At 38.6% G+C, this 21,641-nt stretch carries 17 protein-coding genes and 1 tRNA gene; 3 read left to right on the forward strand and 15 right to left on the reverse strand.

Annotation, left to right across the window (positions count from 1 at the left end; all coding sequences use genetic code 11):
• Positions 1-15: 15 nt before the first annotated feature.
• Entirely contained in the window at positions 16-360 is a 345-nt protein-coding gene (gene ssb, locus DHD80_RS09595; protein WP_251740950.1) for a single-stranded DNA-binding protein, read from the reverse strand.
• A 403-nt stretch (positions 361-763) separates the two neighbouring features.
• On the opposite strand from ssb, the gene DHD80_RS09600 reads away from it, so the two are divergent.
• Both DHD80_RS09600 and DHD80_RS09605 read left to right on the forward strand, forming a co-directional pair.
• Positions 764-976, forward strand: a complete 213-nt coding sequence (locus tag DHD80_RS09600) for a hypothetical protein (protein ID WP_251740951.1) — start codon at positions 764-766, stop codon at positions 974-976.
• Positions 977-1,197: 221 nt separating this feature from the next.
• Positions 1,198-2,670 carry a Fic family protein gene (locus DHD80_RS09605; RefSeq protein ID WP_251740952.1) on the forward strand — a complete coding sequence of 491 codons (1,473 nt, stop codon included), beginning with the start codon at positions 1,198-1,200 and terminating at the stop codon, positions 2,668-2,670.
• Between the two features lie 475 nt (positions 2,671-3,145).
• On the opposite strand, the gene DHD80_RS09610 is transcribed toward DHD80_RS09605, so the two are convergent.
• From DHD80_RS09610 to DHD80_RS09640, 7 genes are all read right to left on the reverse strand, one after another.
• Positions 3,146-3,218: transfer RNA gene (locus DHD80_RS09610), tRNA-Met, on the reverse strand.
• Positions 3,219-3,275: 57 nt separating this feature from the next.
• Complete coding sequence (locus tag DHD80_RS09615) at positions 3,276-3,629, reverse strand: STAS/SEC14 domain-containing protein (RefSeq protein ID WP_251740953.1); 354 nt, start codon at positions 3,627-3,629, stop codon at positions 3,276-3,278.
• Between the two features lie 93 nt (positions 3,630-3,722).
• Positions 3,723-3,905, reverse strand: coding sequence for a CPXCG motif-containing cysteine-rich protein (locus DHD80_RS09620; RefSeq protein ID WP_251740954.1), 183 nt, complete (start codon positions 3,903-3,905; stop codon positions 3,723-3,725).
• Positions 3,906-3,909: 4 nt separating this feature from the next.
• Positions 3,910-5,238 carry a TolC family protein gene (locus tag DHD80_RS09625; protein ID WP_251740955.1) on the reverse strand — a complete coding sequence of 443 codons (1,329 nt, stop codon included), beginning with the start codon at positions 5,236-5,238 and terminating at the stop codon, positions 3,910-3,912.
• Complete coding sequence (locus DHD80_RS09630; RefSeq protein WP_251740956.1) at positions 5,225-8,425, reverse strand: efflux RND transporter permease subunit; 3,201 nt, start codon at positions 8,423-8,425, stop codon at positions 5,225-5,227. The genes DHD80_RS09625 and DHD80_RS09630 overlap by 14 nt, the downstream gene beginning before the upstream one ends.
• Positions 8,422-9,564 (reverse strand): efflux RND transporter periplasmic adaptor subunit, encoded by a 1,143-nt coding sequence (locus DHD80_RS09635; protein ID WP_251740957.1) that lies wholly within the window; start codon positions 9,562-9,564, stop codon positions 8,422-8,424. Before DHD80_RS09635 ends, DHD80_RS09630 begins: the two co-directional genes overlap by 4 nt.
• A gap of 72 nt (positions 9,565-9,636) precedes the next feature.
• Positions 9,637-11,544, reverse strand: coding sequence for an ABC-F family ATP-binding cassette domain-containing protein (locus tag DHD80_RS09640; protein WP_251740958.1), 1,908 nt, complete (start codon positions 11,542-11,544; stop codon positions 9,637-9,639).
• Between the two features lie 65 nt (positions 11,545-11,609).
• Between DHD80_RS09640 and DHD80_RS09645 the strand changes: the two genes are divergently transcribed.
• Positions 11,610-11,996, forward strand: coding sequence for a DUF983 domain-containing protein (locus tag DHD80_RS09645; protein ID WP_251740959.1), 387 nt, complete (start codon positions 11,610-11,612; stop codon positions 11,994-11,996).
• Between the two features lie 150 nt (positions 11,997-12,146).
• On the opposite strand, the gene DHD80_RS09650 is transcribed toward DHD80_RS09645, so the two are convergent.
• From DHD80_RS09650 to topA, 7 genes are all read right to left on the reverse strand, one after another.
• The gene (locus tag DHD80_RS09650; protein WP_251740960.1) at positions 12,147-13,211 is read right to left on the reverse strand and encodes an FAD-binding oxidoreductase; all 1,065 of its coding nucleotides are present in this window, start codon (positions 13,209-13,211) and stop codon (positions 12,147-12,149) included.
• Positions 13,212-13,267: 56 nt separating this feature from the next.
• A complete protein-coding gene (gene gldN / locus DHD80_RS09655; protein ID WP_251740961.1) occupies positions 13,268-14,161 on the reverse strand; it encodes a gliding motility protein GldN in 894 nt (297 codons plus the stop codon).
• A gap of 12 nt (positions 14,162-14,173) precedes the next feature.
• Entirely contained in the window at positions 14,174-15,712 is a 1,539-nt protein-coding gene (gene gldM / locus DHD80_RS09660; RefSeq protein WP_251740962.1) for a gliding motility protein GldM, read from the reverse strand.
• A gap of 48 nt (positions 15,713-15,760) precedes the next feature.
• Complete coding sequence (gene gldL / locus DHD80_RS09665) at positions 15,761-16,408, reverse strand: gliding motility protein GldL (protein WP_251740963.1); 648 nt, start codon at positions 16,406-16,408, stop codon at positions 15,761-15,763.
• A 48-nt stretch (positions 16,409-16,456) separates the two neighbouring features.
• The gene (gldK, locus tag DHD80_RS09670) at positions 16,457-17,821 is read right to left on the reverse strand and encodes a gliding motility lipoprotein GldK (RefSeq protein WP_251740964.1); all 1,365 of its coding nucleotides are present in this window, start codon (positions 17,819-17,821) and stop codon (positions 16,457-16,459) included.
• 115 nt (positions 17,822-17,936) lie between these two features.
• Positions 17,937-19,097 carry a formimidoylglutamase gene (locus DHD80_RS09675; RefSeq protein WP_251740965.1) on the reverse strand — a complete coding sequence of 387 codons (1,161 nt, stop codon included), beginning with the start codon at positions 19,095-19,097 and terminating at the stop codon, positions 17,937-17,939.
• 3 nt (positions 19,098-19,100) lie between these two features.
• Positions 19,101-21,620, reverse strand: coding sequence for a type I DNA topoisomerase (topA, locus tag DHD80_RS09680; RefSeq protein WP_251740966.1), 2,520 nt, complete (start codon positions 21,618-21,620; stop codon positions 19,101-19,103).
• Between the last annotated feature and the right edge of the window lie 21 nt (positions 21,621-21,641).

The following is a 21,641-nucleotide window of genomic DNA, read 5'->3' on the forward strand; positions in this document are numbered from 1 at the left end:
CTTAAATTTTAAGGATTACTTATCGCTTTTGCTTCCAAGTAAAAGGATTTCATTGGCTTCAACTTCGGTTACATAGCGTTGGTTTCCATCATCGGTGGTATAGGTACGGGTTCTCAATTTTCCCGTAATGGCGATTTCCTTTCCCTTACCTACATAATTTTCGATAATTTCGGCAGTCTTGCCCCAAGCTACAACGGTGTGCCAGTCGGTGGACTGTACTTTTTCGCCCTTGTTGTTTTTGTGGTGTTCAGTGGTGGCGATTGAAAAACGGGCTACTTTTTTACCGCTTTCAAGGTTGGTAACGGTTGGCTCTTGCCCAACGTTTCCAATTAACTGTACGTGATTTTTTAGAGTACTCATAATAAAAGAATTAAAGATTAATTAAAATACTATCTGAACCATTCAGACAGTTTGCGTTTGTATTTTTTTGAAATGATTTACTTATTATATCCAGAGCGTTTTCCTTTTTTGTTTTTTTTGGTGCCGCTTCCTTTTTGATGTTTTGGTACGATTTCATAAGATTCATTTTAGATTTACTTCCCATAGTGCCGTCGCTGTTACCTTTTTTTGTTGCTGATACAGTTTCAATATTTGGAATTGATAAGGACTTATAAAAGGGAGGCACGACCGGTTATGCAGTCCGTTCAACTTCCAAATGTTGGTATTTTGCTGGCTAAAAAAGGGTATAACGGTGATGGTAAGGGAGTAGGTCTAAAGGCTTTTGTGAAGTACCAACACATAGGAAGCGGCACCAAATGAATAAATGGAATTCCGATGGAGCGGACTCCGTTCACGATTTCGGATTGGGAATGTAGCCCTTCGACTCCGCTCAGGACAGGTTCTCCTTTCCAGAGCATCGGGAAGGGTTAACGGAATGGAAAGGAGAAATTGGGAATGGTGTCCAAGACTTTTTCAGGGAAGCGCTGCCGACCGGAATGCAGCTTTACGCGAAATGGAGGGGGGATGTGCTGAGTGAACTCCATAAAGGAGTATCCGTTTTGGACAAATTATGCTTTATAATGGAAAATATTTAGCTACAATGTAATCATAATGGAAAATATTTGTTTAAAATAATATAAAGACCTTCTTAATGGAAAATATTTTCATCGCTCTTTTGCTTTTATATTGGAAATATTTTGTAAAAAACCACATCATAATGGAAAATATTTGTAATTTTAGCTCCTTAATTTAATTATAATGGAAAATAGTTTACCCATACACCTTCAAGAAATTATTTTTTCTTCGAGCGATTCCAATATAAGCAGGCAAATTTCGGTATTAGAAAACGAAGGGAAAATCAGAAAAATTGCATCCCGTATATATACCTCAAACTTTACGGATAGTGATGAAGATATTGTTAAAAGGAATCTTTTTACCATTCTCGGAAAACTATACCCGGGATCATTATTAAGCCATAGATCTGCTATTGAATTCAAACCTACTTCAAAAGGGCATATATTCATAACCTATACCTATACCAAAAAAGTAAGTTTACCAGGGATAACTATACGGTTTCTTCAAGGAGAAGGCCCCATTGAAGGAGATACAATTTTTTCGGGGGAATTGTATGTTTCCCAAAGAGAAAGGGCTTTTCTTGAAAATTTGCAAGTTTCCAGAAGACCAGGGCCAGAATCCAAAACACTGACCCTGCCTGAAATAGAAGAAAAACTGGAACAAATTGTTAGAGTAAACGGGGAAGATGCTTTAAATGAGGTCAGGGATAAATCTAGGGTCATAGCAGAAATGTTGATGATGCAAAAGGAATTTGAAAAACTGGACAGGCTGATAAGTGCTTTATTGACCACCCATACCTCAAAAATATTGACTTCCCCAGTAGCAATGGCCAGGGCATTTGGAACCCCATTTGATCCCGCAAGAATCAAGTTGTTCGAAATCTTATTTTTAGCATTGCACCAACGTGAGTTTAAAAGCTATCCCGATGCAAACTTAGAGCCATCTGCATTTAAAAACTTTGCTTTTTTTGAGGCCTATTTTTCCAATTACATCGAAGGAACGGTATTTGAACTTGAAGAGGCAAAAGACATTATAAGTACAGAAAAGCCTTTGCCCAACAGAAATGAGGATTCCCACGATATATTGGGCACCTATAAATTGGTAAGCAATGTGAAGGAAATGAAAGCCCTACCTACATCGGCAGAAGAGCTTTTAAGGATTTTGGAATACCGACATCAAGTCCTTTTAGGGGCTAGATTGGACAAAAAACCAGGAAAGTTCAAGGACAAGAACAATAGAGCAGGAAATACGCATTTTGTTGATTATACAATGGTTCGGGGTACTTTAATAAAGGGGTTTGAATATTACAATGTTTTAAATGATCCTTTTGCCAAAGCAGCCTACATTATGTTTATGGTCAGTGAGATCCATCCGTTTTTGGATGGCAATGGAAGGATAGCAAGGGTGATGATGAATGCCGAACTTGTAAAGGCAGGACAGACCAGAATTATGATTCCTACCGTTTACAGGGATGATTACTTAGGGGCTTTGAGACGGTTGACAAGACAATCAGACCCAGAGGTATATATTAGGATGTTGCAAAGAGCACAACTTTTTTGTAGTACGCTAAAAGCAAACTCTGTAGATATTATGGAGAATCAACTGGAAAGTAGTAATGCTTTTAAAGAACACGACGAAGCTCGGTTAGTATTCTGACCAAATAGACTATGGACTTTAATCATTTTAATAAGTTTTATTCTCCTTTATACTTTTGACAGAGTGACAAATTCAAAAGATTGCCAAAAAAGTAAAAAAGTGGTAACTATTTGAAATAGCAGATATTCACTTCAGTAAAAATCAGGTTGTGATTTCCTAAAAATGTTTCTTTAACAACAAATTAATTTGTCCCAAAAAAAGCCTGTTTTTGGGACAAAAATTAACTTTAAAGATTTCTCCAATATAAAGTAAGTAGCCAAGAATGATTAATATCCCATCTAATATTTATTCAAAAAACATTTTGTGCTTTCTATTAAACGAATAAATTTTATGATTTTAATGACATTTAAAGGAAAATGAAATCAATTAAGGTCAGATAAAATGATTGGATAAAAAAACCGAAAATGTTGTACCTATGTTGTACCCAGTACATAAAAAAAGGCTCTCGATTTCTCGAAAGCCTTGATTTTACTAGTAGCGGGAACTGGACTCGAACCAGTGACCTTCGGGTTATGAGCCCGACGAGCTACCTACTGCTCTATCCCGCGATATTGGACGGCAAATATACTACAGATTTTAGTATTCCACCAAACTTTTTTAAAAAATTATTCAGAGATCCACTGAATTGCTTCTATCCTCTCTTTTAGATCGAAAGTTCGTACATCTATAGATAAAAATACATCTGAAATCCCAACTGCCATTTGGAATTTTTTATTATCAGAAACAACCGGAATTTTGTTAAAATGTTTAGCATGCGCATACTTATATTTTAAGCATTCCATGAACCCGTCAAATTCAATCCGCTTACCTTTTTCAACCTCAAAATATAAATTAATCACTTCATGATCTAACAGTTTTTCGTCAATTTTTGCAATAGACTCCTGCATGACTTCTTTAGTCATATCGCTATTGATCATAATTCCATAAACATGTCCAGCTAAATCAAAGCTTGAAATCATAATTACAAATTGGTAAAAAAGGAATAATTAATACGATAAGGTATAACTATATGTCTAAGCAGTAAAGATTTTAGCTAATTAATTACGGAAAACTTATTGTTCAATTGGTTGTGCGTCGAATTGTTTTAATTCATTTTCATCAAATTCAACATGGATTTCTATAGGATTACAGCAAATCTCACAATCTTCTATATACGTTTGCTTGGATACGGAAGGATCCAGCAATACCGAGATTTCTTCCCAACAATAAGGGCATTGAAAAAAATGTTCGAACATTCTATTATAATTCTACATTCAATAATTGTCCCGTAAGCTGTAAAACCTGCAATTCTGCAAGCTTGGCATCATATTTTGCCAGATTTAAACTGGTTCTTGCATTCAGTAAATTAATTTGTGCCTGCCTGAATTCAATAGAAGTGATTCGTCCCAATTTATATTGTTCTTCTGAGCGATTGAAGTTATCTAAATTGGTGGCAACATTTTCTTCCTGCACATTTAGTATAAATAATTTATTACGATAGTTCCCTAATGCATTGGCAACATCACGTTCGATTTCAGCTTCAATTTGCTGCTTGATAATTTCCTGATTTTCATATCGAACTTTTGCATTTTGAATTTGCACGCTTGTAGACCCTCCATCAAAAATATCCCAAACCAGGTTCACTCCTGCCGAAAGTCCATCTGTAGTTGTAGTAGAACCTGGAAAGAATGCGGTGGCAGCACTTCTATTCCGGTTCCAGCCGTATGAACCGGTTAAACCAATACTGGGCAAATAACCAGATTTCGCAATTTTAATATCATAATCACTAATTACAATATTACTTTCAGCCTGAAGTAAGGAAACATTATTTGCTTCAACCGAAGTCAGGTAATCTTCTAAAACCAGTTCAGAAATAAAATTAATAGTGGTGTCCACAGTATAATCACGATCGGTCACTTCCCTATTCAGCAGTACATTGAGATCTCTTTTAGTATTTCTAAGTTGCTGTTGGGATTCAATAAGTGCCACACTATCGTTGTTCACGTCTACACGGGCGTTTAGAACCACAAGATTATTCACCTGCCCATATTCAAACTGATATTGTGCCCTGGTCACACGATTCTTTGAAATTTCAAGGGTTTCTTCCAAAACATTTAAATTTTCGGAGAGCCTGGCAATTTCATAATAAATACTCATGATCTGCAAAATGGAATTTTCAATCGTTTCACGAGCATCCAGCTTGGACAGGTTATATTGCTGCTTTAAACTTTTGAAATTGTAAAGTCTCCCCAGTCCGTCAAATAAAGTATAATTCAGATTAATTGAAGCATTGTAGCGATTGCTCTCTATCCCAGATTGTGTAAAGGTCTCGCCTTCTTCCGGTTCGGTAAGCCGGTCATTCAGATCATAAGTTGTACCCGCTAAAGCCTGTATGCGTGGAAGGTATCCTGAATTCAAAATACTCTGATTATTATCTGCTATCTCTACATTGTTTTCTGAAATTCTAATCCCAAAATTTTCTTCCAATGCTCGAGCGATTACTTCCTCCTTGGTAAGGACTTCTTCCTGAGAATGCATTCCGAAGGATATAAAAAGCAATACAATGAAGAATGAACTATATTTTTCCATGCGCCTCTTCTTCTTTTTTCTCTTTAATCGCTCTTTCCATATCCTCTTTCTCAGCTTTTTTACCGGTTCGCAGCCAATGACCTCCAACTTTGGCCGAATTACTAATTGAAATTAATAAAGGAAGTAGCAGTAAGGTTAAGAACGTTGCAATGGTGATCCCGTAGGATATTGAAATTGCCATTGGTTTTAAAAATTGTGCCTGCCTGCTTTTTTCTAAAAGTAACGGAGCCAAACCGGCCACCGTGGTAAGTGAGGTTAAGAAAATAGCTCTAAATCTCGATCTACCTGCTTCATAGAGCGCATCGTTAAAAGACATGCCTTCCCTCAGAAAACTGTTGTATTTCCCAATGAGTACGAGGCCGTCGTTTACCATAATTCCCACCAGCGCAATAATTCCCAATGCTGAAAGTACGTTGATAGGGAAATCATGAAGCCAGTGTCCCCAGGCTACCCCAATAATACTAAAAGGAATCATAAGCATTAAAATTAGTGGCTGACTGTAACTTCTAAATGTAAACGCTATGGTTGCGTAGATCAAAAACAAAATAATTGGAAGCACTTTAGCTGCGGAAGAAGATAATTTACTCGCTTCGCGATTCTGGCCTTCGTAAGAAACCGTAAGACTACTAAACTTTTCGATTAATGGCGGCATTATATTTTCACGAATATCCTCCAAAATTTCAGTAGAACTGCCATTGGGATCTTCCATATCTGCGGAAACCCTTATTTCTCTAAGTCCGTCCAAATGACTAATGGATTCAGTTCCCCGAACGATCTCATAATTGGCGATTTCATCAAAAGGAACCCGTGTTCCGGAAGGTGTCATTAAGCGCATTTCATCAAGGTCATTAATAGAAGACCTGTTATCCAGATCATAACGCACCCACACCCTAATTTCATCCTGCCCACGCTGAAAACGCTGGGCCTGTGTTCCAAAGAAACCATTTCTAATTTGGCCCATTACATTTCCAAGATCCAATCCCAACGCATAAGCATTATCCTTTAACTGCACGTTGATTTCTTTTATTCCTTTGGGATCACTATCGGTAACATCTTTTAACAACGGGTTATTCTCAAAAATTTCTTTTAGTTCCTCTTTCGCAGCTTCCAGTTCTTCCAGATTATTTCCTAAAAGTGATACTGAAACCGGTGAACCCCCAAAATTTCCTCCGGAACCAAAAGTGAGGCTTTCTACTCCAAATACAGGACCTACTTCGTCACGAATAGCATTGGTTATTTCCGGCGAACCCATATCTCTTTCCTCACCCGGAAGTAAGTTTACATCCAGAGAAGCTTTATTATTCCCAGGACCCACCCTTTTTATCACATTTTCAACAACCTGTTTATTATCGGTTTGGCTTTCTGTAAATTTATCATTAACCCTCCACACCGCAGCTTCCACCATTGAAATGATAGAATCTGTTCGGGCAGGGTTCACCCCTTCCGGCATTAAAAGATCGATACTTACACGATCACTGGCAATACTTGGAAAAAGTGTTACCCGAATCCAATTTCCGCCAATGGCGCCCACAGTAAATATTAAGATTACCAACAAAATGGCAAATGCCAGCACCTGCTGTCTCAGCACAAATCTTAAGGCAGGACTATAAATCCTATCCCTTAAATAATTCATTGCCTTATCGCCATAGGAATTAATCGAGCGCATTTTGCTGAAAAACCTGCCCATTCCCTTCTTCTTTTTCTTCGGATTAAGATCTTTTCTTAAAGCTTTGGAATGGGCAATATGCGCAGGTAGGATTATAAGAGCTTCAATAAGTGAAATCACCAAGGTTAATATCACCACCGTGGAAACTTCCCCGAAAAATTCACCAATCCGGCTATCTAAAAACAGGAAAGTAGAAAAGGCCAGAACCGTTGTAATAATTGCTGAAAGGATGGGAGGCAAAACCTCCATAGTACCATCAAGTGCGGCCTGGATAGGATTTTTACCCATTTCAGAATGCTGGTAAATATTTTCAGAAATTACAATCCCATCATCTACCAGGATCCCAATTACAATGATCATCCCGAATAGGGAAAGTACGTTTATGGTCACACCAAGCGATCCCGCGAAAATAAACATTCCTAAAAATGCTACAGGAAGCCCAAAGGCCACCCAAAAAGCAAGTCGTATGTTCAGGAACATGGAAAGAAAGAAAAGCACTAAGAGCATCCCCATAATCCCGTTCTCCACAAGTAACTTCGTTCTTTGCTGTAAGGTAATCGATGCATCGCTAACCACACTTAACTGTACATTCGAATTCTTCTCATTGAATTCATCAACATATTCATTCACCTGTTCAGCCGTGGAAAGAAGATCTTCTGAATTCGTGTTGCTAATGGACATGTTAACCGCAACATTGCCATTATAGTAGAGTGCATTGGGGGTTTCTGAAAATTGATCCCGCACAATTGCAATGTCACCCAGTTTTACGATTTCCCCGGTCGCATTAGATTTTAATACAATATCATTGAGTTCATCGGCATAATAAGCCCTATTATTCGCCCGGATAAGATAATCTTCCGCATCGGTTTTAATTGTACCACCGGTTGACAATAAATTAGAATTCCTAACGGCATTTGCAACCTGCTCAAAGCTTAAATTGTAGGCTAAAAGATCGCTTTCACTCACGGCAATTTCTATCTCTTCCTCTGGAAATCCTGAAATGCTTATTTGAGAAACACCATCCAGTAACCTCAGATCATTTTCAATTTGCTGGCTTATCCTTTTCAGGGTATTTAAAGGAACATTATCGCCGCTTACCGCAAAATTTATGGTTTCCCGAACAAACTCCTGCTTAGAAACCACTAAAGGTTCCATACCGCCCGGGAAAGTTGGAACACGGTCTACCGCATTTTTGACTTCGGTAAGCATCGCATCGATGTTTTCACCTCGTTCAATTTCTACAGTAATCGACCCCCCACTTTCACGAGCTGTAGAGGTTACCCGATCTATCCCTTCTAAACCTTTTAGGTTATCCTCTATTTTCAGTATGATTCCTTCTTCTATTTCTTCAGGTGCAGAACCGGGATACGCAATAGAAACATTAATAATCTTGCTTTCCTGTAAAGGAAAGAAAGAAGATTTCATGCTCAAAACTCCAATAACCCCGAAAATTATAAAGGCGAGGATGATGACATTTACTGCCACCGAATATTTTATAAAATAACTGATTAATTTCCTCAAGATGGATCTTTTTTAAGCAGTTCTTTTTTACCCTCAATTTTAACCAGCATTCCGGAATATGCTCCGGGAACGTTTGCAGATACAATTTGGGTACCGTCTTCAAGACCTTTAATAATTACGGTATTATTGGTGAAATAAATTGGCTCTACATTAACCAGATTCAAAGTACTGTCTTTAACCACAAAAACTTTAGATCGATCTACCAGCAATTCCCTGGGGATTTCGATAGCATTTTCTTCGTCTTTGGCATCAAGCCTTGCCTCGAGATATAAACCTTCACTTAGTTCCGGATCTTCCACTTTTATAAACACCCGTATGCTTTGAGTTTCCTGATTCACTTTCCCATTGATCCTGCTTACCGTACCTTCATACGTTTTGCTACCTTCCAGATTACTCAATGCTACATTTTCCCCAACTTTGAGCAGGTCTCCAAATTTCTTGGCTATGGAAACCTCAAGTTCGTAAACGCTGGGATCTATAAATTCCCCAAGTTTTTGACCAGGACGAATTAAAGTCCCTTTATTTACTAAGGCTTCAGTAAGAATCCCATCATAAGGTGCGGTAATAACATATTTAGACAAACGTTCCTCCAAATTCTTAACCTGGTAGTAAGATGAAACAATTCCGCGACCCGTTATAAAATATTGTTCCTGCTCATTTTCGGTTTCAGGTAAAGGTGGAACCGCCTTGCTCATATCAAAATTGTTCAGGTATTTTTCCCATTTCTGAAAAACCTCCGGATAATCTAAACGAAGATCTGGCATGATGGAAGTAATGGAATTATAAAGCTCGCTTTTTGCCGATTGGACACTGGCACGATATTCCTGAGCATCAATACTCAATAAAACCTGCCCTTTTTTAAATTGCTGTCCGGGCCTGAAGTCTTTGCTACTATACCTGAAAATTCCCTGAACTTCAGAAAATAATTCGAACCTGTGGAGTGCGGTGATATTTCCATTTGCCGGGACCACTATGGGTACCGTTCTATTCTTTACCGTATCTATAAAAACACTTTTTACAATTTTCTTGACCGGTGGTTTTTCCTGAACGTTACTGTCTATGATTAGTTTTGCCCCGAAGATGGCAAGTACGACGAGAACAACGCCCAAAACTGATAGAATGATCTTTCTTTTATCCATAATAAATATGCCTTTGGACTTCTTTTCATAATAATGGTTTAATGAGAGAAGGCACGATTTTTCTACACTATCCTATTTTTCAATTTTCATCTGGATTTCTTCCCACTCCTGCATCAAATTTTCCAGTTGCTTTTTAGATTTATTATAATTTGATAAGAAATCTGGTTTGGTAGCTGTTTTTTCGTAGTTATGTAACAATTCCTTATCTTTCTTTTTGATCTCCTTTTCCAGTTTGGTAATCTGGGCTTCAGTCTTGCTTAATTTATTTTTGAGTTTGCGCACATCTTTATGATCGGAATAGGAAACGTTTTCTTCTACAGGTTTAGATTTTGAAACTTTTACTTTATCCTTTTTCTCCACCGCCCGCATATCCTGAAGTTTTCGCTGCTCCAGATAATAATCGATGTCCCCAAGGTATTCCTTGATCTTATGATTTCTGAATTCGTAAACCCTCCCGGTTAAATTCTGAAGAAAATCACGATCGTGGGAAACAAGGATCAAAGTTCCTTCAAATTTAAGCAAAGCTTCTTTTAAAACATTCTTGGATTTTATATCAAGGTGATTGGTAGGTTCATCCATAACCAGCACATTAAAGGGCTCCAGTAACATTTTACATAATGCCAGCCTATTCCTTTCGCCTCCGGAAAGTACTTTTACTTTTTTCTCCACTTCATCCCCACGGAATAGAAATGAACCAAGCATATCCCGAACTTTCATTCGGTTCTTTTCATTCGCGGAATCTATCATGGTTTCCAGAACGGTCTTTTCACCATTCAAATAATCGGCCTGGTTTTGTGCAAAATATCCCAGCTGCACATTATGACCCAATTTTAATTTTCCTGAATGTTCCGCTTCCCCAATGATGATTTTCGCCAGCGTTGTTTTCCCCTGGCCGTTTTGACCTACAAAGGCAATTTTACTTTGCCTTTCGATCAATAAATTTACATCATTCAGAACCTTTTTATCTCCATATGATTTGGAAAGGTGCTCCGCTTCGATCACCACTTTCCCGGGATTGACTGATATTGGGAAATTAACCGACATTACCGCGTTATCATCTTCATCAACTTCAATGCGGTTTACCTTATCAAGCCTTTTGATAAGCGACTGCGCCATAGAAGCTTTACTGGCTTTCGCCCTAAATTTGTCAATCAGTTTCTCGGTAGCTTCAATTTCTTTCTGCTGATTCTTTTGCGCGGCCAATTGCTGTTCCCTCAATTCTTTTCTAAATTCCAGGAATTCAGAATAAGGTTTTCTATAATCATATATACTTCCCAGGGAAATTTCAATACTTCTGTTGGTCACATTGTTCAGGAACATTTTATCGTGAGAAACCAGCATGACAGATCCTGTATAATTGTTCAGGAAACTTTCCAGCCAGATGATACTCTCGATATCCAAATGGTTGGTAGGCTCATCCAGCAACAAAATATCATTATTCTGAAGCAGTAATTTTGCCAGTTCTATCCGCATCCTCCAGCCCCCGGAGAAGGTTTCCGTAAGTTTATGAAAATCTTCCCTTTCAAAACCAAGTCCCTGAAGCACTTTCTCCGTTTCACCTTCATAATTATATCCCCCAATAATTTCATACTGATGGGTGTATTCGCTAAGATCTTCAATTAACTGACTATAGGAATCACTTTCATAGTCGGTTCTGGTGACGAGTTGCTCATTGATCTCTGCCATCTTCGCTTCCATCAGTTTTATTTCTTCAAACGCCTGATGGGCTTCATCTATAACCGTCCTGCCTTTTTCAAAGTCAAGATCCTGTTTTAAAAAACCAATTTTTAGTTCCTTATCCTTTGCAATTTGGCCGGTATCGTATTCCTGTTCTCCGGAAATGATTTTTAATAAGGTGGATTTTCCTGCACCGTTTTTTCCAATAAGGCCTACGCGGTCGCCTGCGCCCAACCTAAAGCTGATTTCTTCAAAAAGGTATTCGCCCTGAAATGAAACTGAAAGATTATGAATATTTAGCACTCTGTAACTTATGTTCTTTAATAATGCTGCAAAGATGCTTAAATTTGCATTGCAAAAAAAATATGATGAGCATACTTAAAGGGACAAAGATTTATAGCATTATTACGGGCACCTGCCCGGTTTGTCACGAAGAAAGTATGTATAGGGAAAGTAATCCTTATAAATTAAACCGTGTTTTTGAAATGCATGAGCGGTGCAGCCATTGTGGCACGAAGTATAAAATTGAACCGAGCTTTTTCTATGGCGCAATGTATGTGAGTTATGCGGTGGGAATTGCCTTTGCGGTGGCCGCCTTCGTAATTTCCTATTTATTTCTGAACAGTACCATACTTACCTCGTTTTTCGCGATAGTAGCTACCCTGATTATTTTTATGCCGGTGATCATGCGGCTATCCAGGAATATCTGGATCAATATGTTTTTTTCCTATAAAGAGGAAGCCGGGGAGTTCTAATATTGGGAAATTGCGGTTAAGAATAAAAATTGTAGAAGCTCCTCGACAAGCTCGGTGTGACGCAAATTGAAGAAACATTTCAATATAAAACAAAAGTGATCTTGTCCTGCTTAGCCTGTCGAAGCACATCCAATAAACACCTTGACAGCTTTACATTTGCATTCCTTTATAATACTTTTCGGCAAAACGTTTTAAATCAATTTCAGCATCAAGGCCTTTCCCTTCTTCTATATGTCTCACCAATTCCCGGGCCATATTGGGCGCAATAATGACACCCCGACTACCAAAGCCATTGCAACAATATAAATTCCGGTATTCCGGGTGAGAGCCAATCATTGGTTTTCTATCTGGAACCGTTGGCCTTATTCCGGCAACCTGACCGATCACTTCAAAATCACATTCTGTAAATTTTTTGAATTCTGAAATTAATTTTACTTGGGCAGATTCTGTTGGCCCTTTGGATTGGTCATAATTATCATACGTAGCGCCAATTTTATAAATATCGTTTCCTTCAGGCATTATAAAGACCGAAGATTTAACTATTCGGTCAAGTTTCAATTCCGGGCAACGAACAAGAAGATATTCGCCTTTATTTCCCTGAAGGGGCAAATACTTAAAGAAAGGATTTTTTTTCATTCCGAAGCCTTCACAAAAGATTATTGATTTTGCTTTGATATTTTTATACTGAAATGATCCTTCTTGAAACTCAATTTCTGAGTATTGAAATTTTTCAGTTTTCAGTTTTTCAGATACTTTCAAATAATCTGAATATGCCTTGAGCAATAATTTGGTATCGATCTTTCCGGTATCTATAACTTCCCCATATCCATATTCGGCTTTTATATTTTCGTTCTTATAAAAAATGATTTTCGGATTTAGAAATTGCTTCAATCCTGGCTTATCGGTGGCTACGCTCCAGTCATTTTGTTCTTCGGCTGAATGAAACTTTCTGTAGATATTCCTTTTCTGAATTAATTCCCGGCCGAGCTTTTGTTCGAGCTTTTCATAAAATGGAAGGGCATATTCCATTTGTTCACCGGCCTTCCAGGCCAGCGTGAATCTTTTCAGGATCACAGGATTAAAAATCCCTCCCGCCACCGTAGATGAACTTTGGGAAGCATTGTCAAAAACCAGGAAACTTTTACCTCTTACCTCCAGTTCTTCAGCAATAGCAATTCCACTTAAACCAAGCCCAACAATGATATAATCGACCATATAAAAACAAAAAAAAGCGCCCTAAAAAGGGCGCTAATTACTTAAATTATTAAAACTTAGTAACTCCAAACATCCTGTTCAAAATTACGGATTCGTTCTTTTATTCTTTCCGATTCCATGAGTTGCATAAATGCATTCTCAGCAATATATTCATCAATTTCACGGTCACCCTGAACGTTGTCTTCTTTATAGATCACCCCATCAAACCTTCTCGAATTAAGCAAATGATCAAAGTTTATGGATTGGGAAGTGTTTTCCCCGACAAATACTTCAGATTTATATAAAATATCCCGTGCATCCGGGTAAAATACCCAAAATAATTCTACCATATCTACCTGATCTGTATCTATAAAATTCACATCTGGTGCAACGGGTGCAATCCCAAGAATTCTATACTTTAGTTCCGCTAAACGCTTATCAAAGTACCAAATCCCACGAATGTGATATTCAGAAATATCGGCAGAAGTTAAATCCCGACGGTCAATAAACTGCGCATCGATTTCTTCTCCCGCATTATACTGCTCCACACCAAGATCTGTAGTGTCAATCTTAGATAATGTCGCTCCAAGATCCTTTAAGGTTCTTTTTTCTTTAAAATAAGAATCAGCATAAATATTCTGGATTTTCCCCTGTTTGATACCTGTTATAAGCACATCATAAAGGGAACGCCTATTTTTACCAATATTATTGGTGTCTATTGGATAATAGAGTGGGAAATTTACTCTTTCATCAAGATCAATTATTTCCCATGTCCCTTTAGACCAAAGAATGTCACGTTCTCCCACATATCCATACTCCAAAGGTTTATCCTGTTTATCAACCGCTATCTGAGCCTCGGATTTTTTAAAAATATCCTCCGGCTTCGAAGCATTCAAAATGTTTGCCTGCCCAAAAGAAGCAGCACCCATAAAAATCATACAATTGAATACAAAAAATCTTTTCCAGCTCATTTTTAAATCATTTTAATTGGTAAGCTCAACAAATACAGGAGCCACTTTCTTAAGCTTATATCCTGAATTTCCGGCCAACTGGGCATTGATGTCATAAATTTGAACAGCCTCACCACGACCAGCCCTTCTTAAGGCAGCCTTCGCTCTGTCATCTAATCTCTGCCCATTGACCTGAATGGTAGGCTGGCCAGGAACTTTAAATTTAAAACCTGTAACCACAAGTCCTAATTCGAAATCAAAATCAGGCAATGCAGCACCAATAGTCGAAATTTCTAAACTATTACGTTGCATAGACACTGAACCGTCTTCTCCACGAATCGTACCAACAGGTCTTGGAATATCTTTAATTCGGAAGGTTTTACTATCTGAAACCGATTCTCCACCAGGAAGTTTACCACTCACACTAATATTTACTTCTCTCGCCTGAAGGGTGGTTACATCCATCATATACTTTCCAGCGCCACCGGCAGGCCTTAACCCGGGTGCATTCGCCGTAACACTTCCCACACCAGGAATAGATATGGTCATCGGGTTTTGAACCCCACGATATACCACGTTCATTTTATCTGCGGAAATTACTGCAGAATTTGGTTTTGGAATTACTGCGTAAGAGTCCTTTATAGGAATTATTTTTATGGAATCATTCTCCATATATTGCAATTCGCCAGTAATTTCATTTTCACCCACATTTCCTGTCGGGAAATCAAGTACAACCTGCCCAGCCTGAAGGTTATCAACTTCTTTACCGTTGATCACTACTTTTTCAAACTGAAGGGTATTATCAAAACGTCCAAGAACCACTCTACCTTTAAAATTTTCCCCGGTAAAGAATGCGGTTTTATCAGGTATTACAATCGCCTTATAATTTTTTAAAGAAACGTCACTGGTCAACTGTCCAGATAACATTGCAGATAAAATCTCACTTTCAGTATCTTTTACGTCAGCCTGGATTTGAGTCATTTTAGTTAAAGAAGCAATTAAAGGGAATCCCTGAAAATGATAATCCAACCATGGTTTGGTTACATTTTCACCGTCTGTAACTTCAGTTGTTGAAAATTCATCTCTAACCTTGTTAGCGATATCCGGGAATTCATCTTCCAAAATACCTGCTACTCCTTCACGATAAGTGCTAATTTGATTTAAAAATTCTTCTCCCTCTGGGGAAATCCTACCACTTTGGAAGAACATTTCATCAAGTTCATCAGCTTTATCCATGGCTTCGTAATCCCTGGGATCATCCAGATTAGCCTTTAATTCAGTTTTTAATCCTTCCAGATACTGGTTAAAACTATTTGAAAGTTGGTCTATACTATCTGCCTTAGCTTTTAAGGGCGCATATTTCTTGGGTTGCTCTTCAACTTTTGCTTCTAAACCAGTCATAAACGCTGAATTTCTTGCCGTAGTAGTTGTATTGGAAGAGATCAATTTTTCATTCATTAGTCCAAAAGCGGTAAGTACCTCTTTAGACATATTAAGTGCCATCATAGCGATGAAAACCAGATACATAAGGTTTATCATCTTCTGTCTAGGCGATTGTTTTCCGGATGCCATGCTCTAATTTGTTTTTAAATTAATTAAACTGCTTAATTGAAAAATCAATTAGACTCTTGGGTTTCCGTTCATAGCAGTTAACATTCCACCGTAAACATTGTTCAGGGAAGCCATATTATTCGCTAAAGAATCCATTTGGGTCTTCAGTTTACCTGCGTTTTCAGCAACTTCCAGATTAATTTCAGCTTGTCTAGCCGCACTTTCAACCTGTGCCTTGTAGATATGGTTAAGTGTTTCCATTTGTGCCGCAGCAACACTCATTTCTTCGCTATATTTTTTCTGAGAAGCCATGGAATCTACAGTAGGGGCAATTCCTCTAGCAACACCTTCAAAGTTTCTAATGCTATCCCCCAATGAGGTCATTAGACCAGCATCAATCTTTGCTTCTCTCAACATTTCATCAAGTTTTTTAGAAAGTAAACCATCAGCTTCTTTTTCTTCCATAAGCGCTTCTTCCCTTCGGCGTGCATCGCCACCAGCTAATTCTGGATAAACCAATGCCCAGTCAAGTTCATCGTCTACCGGTTCGAAAGCTGAGTAAGCGAATACTAATGCTTCCACAACAAGACCTGCGATAAGCATAGGGTTTGCAAAAGGCCAGTGCATGATTTTAAAAAGTGCACCTAAGATCACTACAGATGCTCCCAGACCATACACCATATTGGTCACTTTTTTTGTTACTCTTGAATTTGCCATAATTCTTTTGTTTAGTTTTCTTGGTATTAGTTATAGGTTAAAGTTCAATTAATTAGATGCATTGAGGGTAACATCGGTTCCTAGGTAATCCTGAACAGTCCTGAAGCCAATATAACTTCTTGCTGAATCCATATATTCGTAATCCCTGGAACTCACCTGAAGAAAATATGCAACATCTTTCCAGGATCCACCGCGAACTACTTTTCTCATGTCATCAGGATTATTAACTGTAGGGTTCATTGTAGACATGTATTCATAAGATCCCGGATCGTAAGAAGAATCGACCCATTCGGCGACGTTTCCGGCCATATTGTACAAACCATAATCATTAGGGTCATAAGATTTTGCTTCCACAGTATATAAAGCCTGATCTGCAGCGTAATCACCTCTTAAAGGTTTGAAATTTGCCATAAAACATCCACGGTCATTTTTAGTATAAGGCCCACCCCATGGGTAAGAACCTCCTTCGAGACCACCTCTTGCGGCATATTCCCATTCCCCTTCAGTAGGTAGACGATAGGTGGGAACATTTTCATTTCCTTTCTTTCTGCGGTAATCATTATTGTATTTTGTTCTCCACTGCGTAAATGCCCTTGCCTGTTTCCAGGAAACACCCACTACCGGGTAATCGTTATAAGCACTATGCCAGAAATAATCGTTGTGCATAGGTTCGTTATAACTATAATTAAAGTCTTTGATCCAAACAGTAGTATCTGGATAAATAGCCAACTCCTCGCTTTTTATAAAATCGGTCCTTTTCTGATTCCCGTTTCTCGCAGCTGCCTGAATATCCATCCAAGTATACTTATACTTTAATTTTTTGACATTAATGGTTCTTTGTCCATTATATGCTTCTTCCATAGGAATATACATACTGTCCATAACCTCGGCATAATACACATCGGGATAATCATCAGTATCCCAATAAATATCCACATCGGTATTTAATTTTCTGTTTTCGTAACTATCAGTTGGCCCGCCCTGCCCGTAAGAATTCAGCATGTATTCCTGATAAGGAGTGAGATCTGAAGGATCTGCATCGGCAAAAGCAAATTCACCAATGGCATTATCACCCGGGGTAGCACCCTGGAGTTCAGCCATGATAGCAAGGTTCACGCGAACGATACTATCACGTACATTTTCAACAAATTGTCTGTATTCTGAATTTGTGATTTCAGTTTCGTCCATATAAAATGAACGAACAGTTACCGTCTTTGGGGGAGCGTTTAAATTACCGGCAATATCATCATCAGATTTACCCATGATGAAAGAACCGCCAGGTATAAGCGTCATCCCGAAAGGTTTCTCCGGATTCCACTTTTTGCCCTCTACACCTACCAGCTGTCCACGATCGCCACCACCACAACTCGAAAGCAAGGCCAGAACAGCAATGAGCGAAAAATACTTCTTCATAATTCTCTTAGGTTAAGACATTTTGATTTACGGCAGTAAACCTATCTAAATATTTTTTAAAAAACAATATTTCGGGTAAAAATACAGTAAATACAAATACGTCTGAATATATTTTTTAGACTTCGTTTTTTCTTTTGGCTTTATACCATCTCTCAGGGATTACCTGATTGCAGGCTTCTAAATAATCTTCCTCGCTGCATGGTAATAACGTGTGCCTTTTTAATTTAGTATTTGCATTCGTTAAAAATGGGATTTCTATCCACCAACGACCACTAACCGGACTCTTGAAAAACACCAGAATTTCATCATCAATAGGCACCTGATATTTTGTAAACTCATTTTTTGCTGAAATAGTATTTTCATTAGTGCGGTAATTGACACCTTCTATAAAATACCACACAATTTGAGCAACCAGCGTATTTGCCAGGCTTCCAAAGCGATTCTGATATTCATAAATACCAAAAGATGATACTTTATCACTAATCCCGGCATACCGGGACAGTGCACATATCTCCCTGCCATTGAAACCATTAGGTGAATTAAAATAGGCTGTGTTAGCAGAAGCCGAATCTACCGAATTCAGGTCTAAACCTACGAGATTGGCATTCCGGAATATAGGTTCCATCAAGGTGATATTTCCAGTAACTTCCCCCAGCCTATATGCTTCGAAAAACAACCTTTCCATCAACTCAATTTCTTCCTGTGAATTGAAATAAGTCTGGTATCCCAGGGCAGAATAATTAAATAAATTATAGGGCTTATCTACTACGATTTTTCCTACATAACTTTGATTCGAAATAGGATTATCTGCATCGCCAAGATCAAATTTGCTATCAATATTTACTAAACTAACCATTTGATCCAATTGATCATAGGCGCGATACTGAGCATAGATTAAATCCTGGCTCCCTCCTATAATGATGGGTAGTATATCTTTTTTTATGAGCTGCTCCACCAGGTTTTGAACTGCAAAGTAAGTGTCTTCAACGGTAGCTCCCGGTTCGATATCACCAAGATCTGCAAGGTTGAGCTTCCAGTTTCCCGGAAACAACCTATAAAATTGCTCCCTGAATTCTGTAAAAACAGGAGTGTCATTTTTTTTAACCGCCCTGCGGTTTTCCCTAATTCCGAAAATAGCAATTTGCACCCCCTCTATTTCAGGAACACCAGATCTTTCACTGTGTACTCTTATATTGGCGCCAATACTTTGCGGATGCAAGCCGGACAGGCTTTCCAATAACTCCGATTCTATGGGGCTTAGAAAATCGAGGTTCATATTTTATTTCTTTTTGGTTGTTTTTTTGGCAGTCTTCTTTTTAGCAGTGGTTTTTTTACGGGTAGTTTTTTTCTTCCCTTTTCCATTTTTCTCAAGAATAGCTTTGGCTTCTTCCAGGGTCATCTCTTCTGCCTGTGTCGTTTTAGGTAATTCTAATTTGCTTTTACCCTGGATCAAATTAAATCTTCCCCAACGCGCCTTTTCTAATCGAATCCCTTCCTCTTCCCAATTATGGATGACCTTGTCTCTTTCCTTCTTGAGTTTATCCTCGATCAATTCTTCAATATTGGCATCAGATAAATTATCGAAATCGTACTTTTTATTTACGTTGATGAAGATACTGTTCCACTTTAGATAAGGCCCAAAACGGCCCACACCTTTTTGAACCGGATGATCCTGATACGTATAGATAGGCGCATCTGCTTTTTCCTTTTCTTTGATCAATTCCATGGCACGATCAAAATCGGTATTTAAAGGGTCCTCCCCTTTTTCCAGGGAAACGAATTTCTTCCCATAACGAACATAAGGACCGTAACGGCCATTATTCACTTCTACATCTTCCCCTTCATATTCCCCTAATTTTTTGGGAAGCTGAAAAAGGTCCATCGCCTCTTCATACGTTAGCGTTTCCATGTTTTGATCGGGACTTAGACTCGCAAACTTGGGTTTTTCATCATCTTCCACAGAACCAATTTGAACCATGGGCCCAAATTTTCCTAATCTCACACTCACCGGTTTTCCACTCTCAGGATCTTCCCCCAAAATTCTCTCGCCCACTTCACGTTCAGCATTTTTAGCCACATCCTGTACATGTGGATGAAAATCTTTATAGAAATTCTTCATCATGGATTTCCACTCCTCATTACCTTCAGCAATATTGTCAAAACTTTCTTCTACCCGGGCCGTAAAATTGTAATCGAGGATATTTGCAAAATGGTTGACCAGAAAGTCATTTACTACCATCCCGGTTGCTGTAGGAACAATTTTCCCTTTATCGCTCCCTACGGTTTCGGTTAGTTTTTTTTCTGCTACTTTATTCTCTTTCAGGGTAAACTGAATATAATCCCGCTCATTTCCATCTACAGAACCTTTTTCCACATAATTTCTACTTTGAATTGTGGAAATTGTTGGCGCATAGGTGGAAGGTCTTCCAATCCCAAGTTCTTCCAGTTTTTTAACCAGAGAAGCTTCGGTATATCTGTAAGGTGGCCTGGTAAATCTTTCCGTAGCGGTGATATAATCATTCAGCAGTTTTTGTCCCTGCTTCATTGCCGGCAGCATTCCGCTTTGTTCTTCATCTTCCTCATCGCTTCCTTCCAGATAAACCTTTAAAAAACCATCAAATTTCAAGACTTCTCCATTGGCTGTGAATTGATTGTCATGCTTATCAGCATCAATTTTCACATTGGTCCTTTCCAGCTGGGCATCGCTCATCTGGGATGAGATTGCACGTTTCCAGATTAAATCATATAAACGCTGCTGATCCCTTTCCCCGGAAATTCCATGCTTCTGAAAACTGGTTGGGCGAATGGCCTCGTGGGCTTCCTGCGCTCCTTTGGACTTTCCTTTGAATTGCCTGGTTTTGGAATATTTATCACCGTAAGCCTTTAAAATCTCGTCTTTTGCCCCTTTTCTGGCTTCTTCAGATAAATTCACGCTATCGGTCCTCATATAAGTAATATGACCGGCTTCATAAAGACGTTGCGCCAGGGTCATGGTTTTACTCACAGAGAAATATAATTTTCGCGATGCTTCCTGCTGAAGTGTAGACGTGGTGAAAGGTGGTGCCGGACTTTTCTTTGCCGGTTTCGTACTTAGATCTGCAACCTTAAAATTAGCACCAATATTATCTTTTAAGAACTTTTCTGCTTCTTCTTTGGTGTCAAAGTTCTTCGGAATTTTTGCTTTGAAGGCTTTTCCCCCTTCTGTAGAAAATTCAGCATCGATCCTGAAAGAACCTTCCGGGGTAAAATCCTGAATTTCGCGTTCTCTTTCAACAATGAGACGCACCGCAACAGATTGCACCCGACCGGCAGAAAGTCCGCCTTTAACTTTTCTCCATAATACCGGGGATAATTCATAACCAACCAATCGATCTAGAACCCTTCTTGCCTGTTGCGCATTAACCAGGTTATAATCAATATCCCGCGGATTTTCAATCGCTTTTAAAATGGCTGTTTTCGTGATCTCATGAAAAACGATCCTTTTTGTTTTAGCTTCGGTAAGCCCTAATTCTTCAGATAAATGCCAGGCAATTGCTTCCCCCTCCCGATCTTCATCACTTGCCAGCCAAACCATTTCTGCATTTTTCGCAAGGTTCTTCAATTTCTTTACAACATCTTTCTTATCCTTGGAAACAATATATTTAGGAGTAAAATCGCCTTCGGTATCTACACCAATCTCTTTTGTAGGTAAATCTGCAATATGCCCAAAACTGGAAGCGACCTTGTAATCTGATCCCAGGAACTTCTCTATAGTTTTTGCCTTTGCAGGTGACTCTACAATCACTAAATTCTTTGCCATAAAATCGTTGGTTTGTAGGTG

The organism is Gramella sp. AN32, assembly GCF_023718305.1.
GTDB classification, from domain to species: domain Bacteria; phylum Bacteroidota; class Bacteroidia; order Flavobacteriales; family Flavobacteriaceae; genus Christiangramia; species Christiangramia antarctica.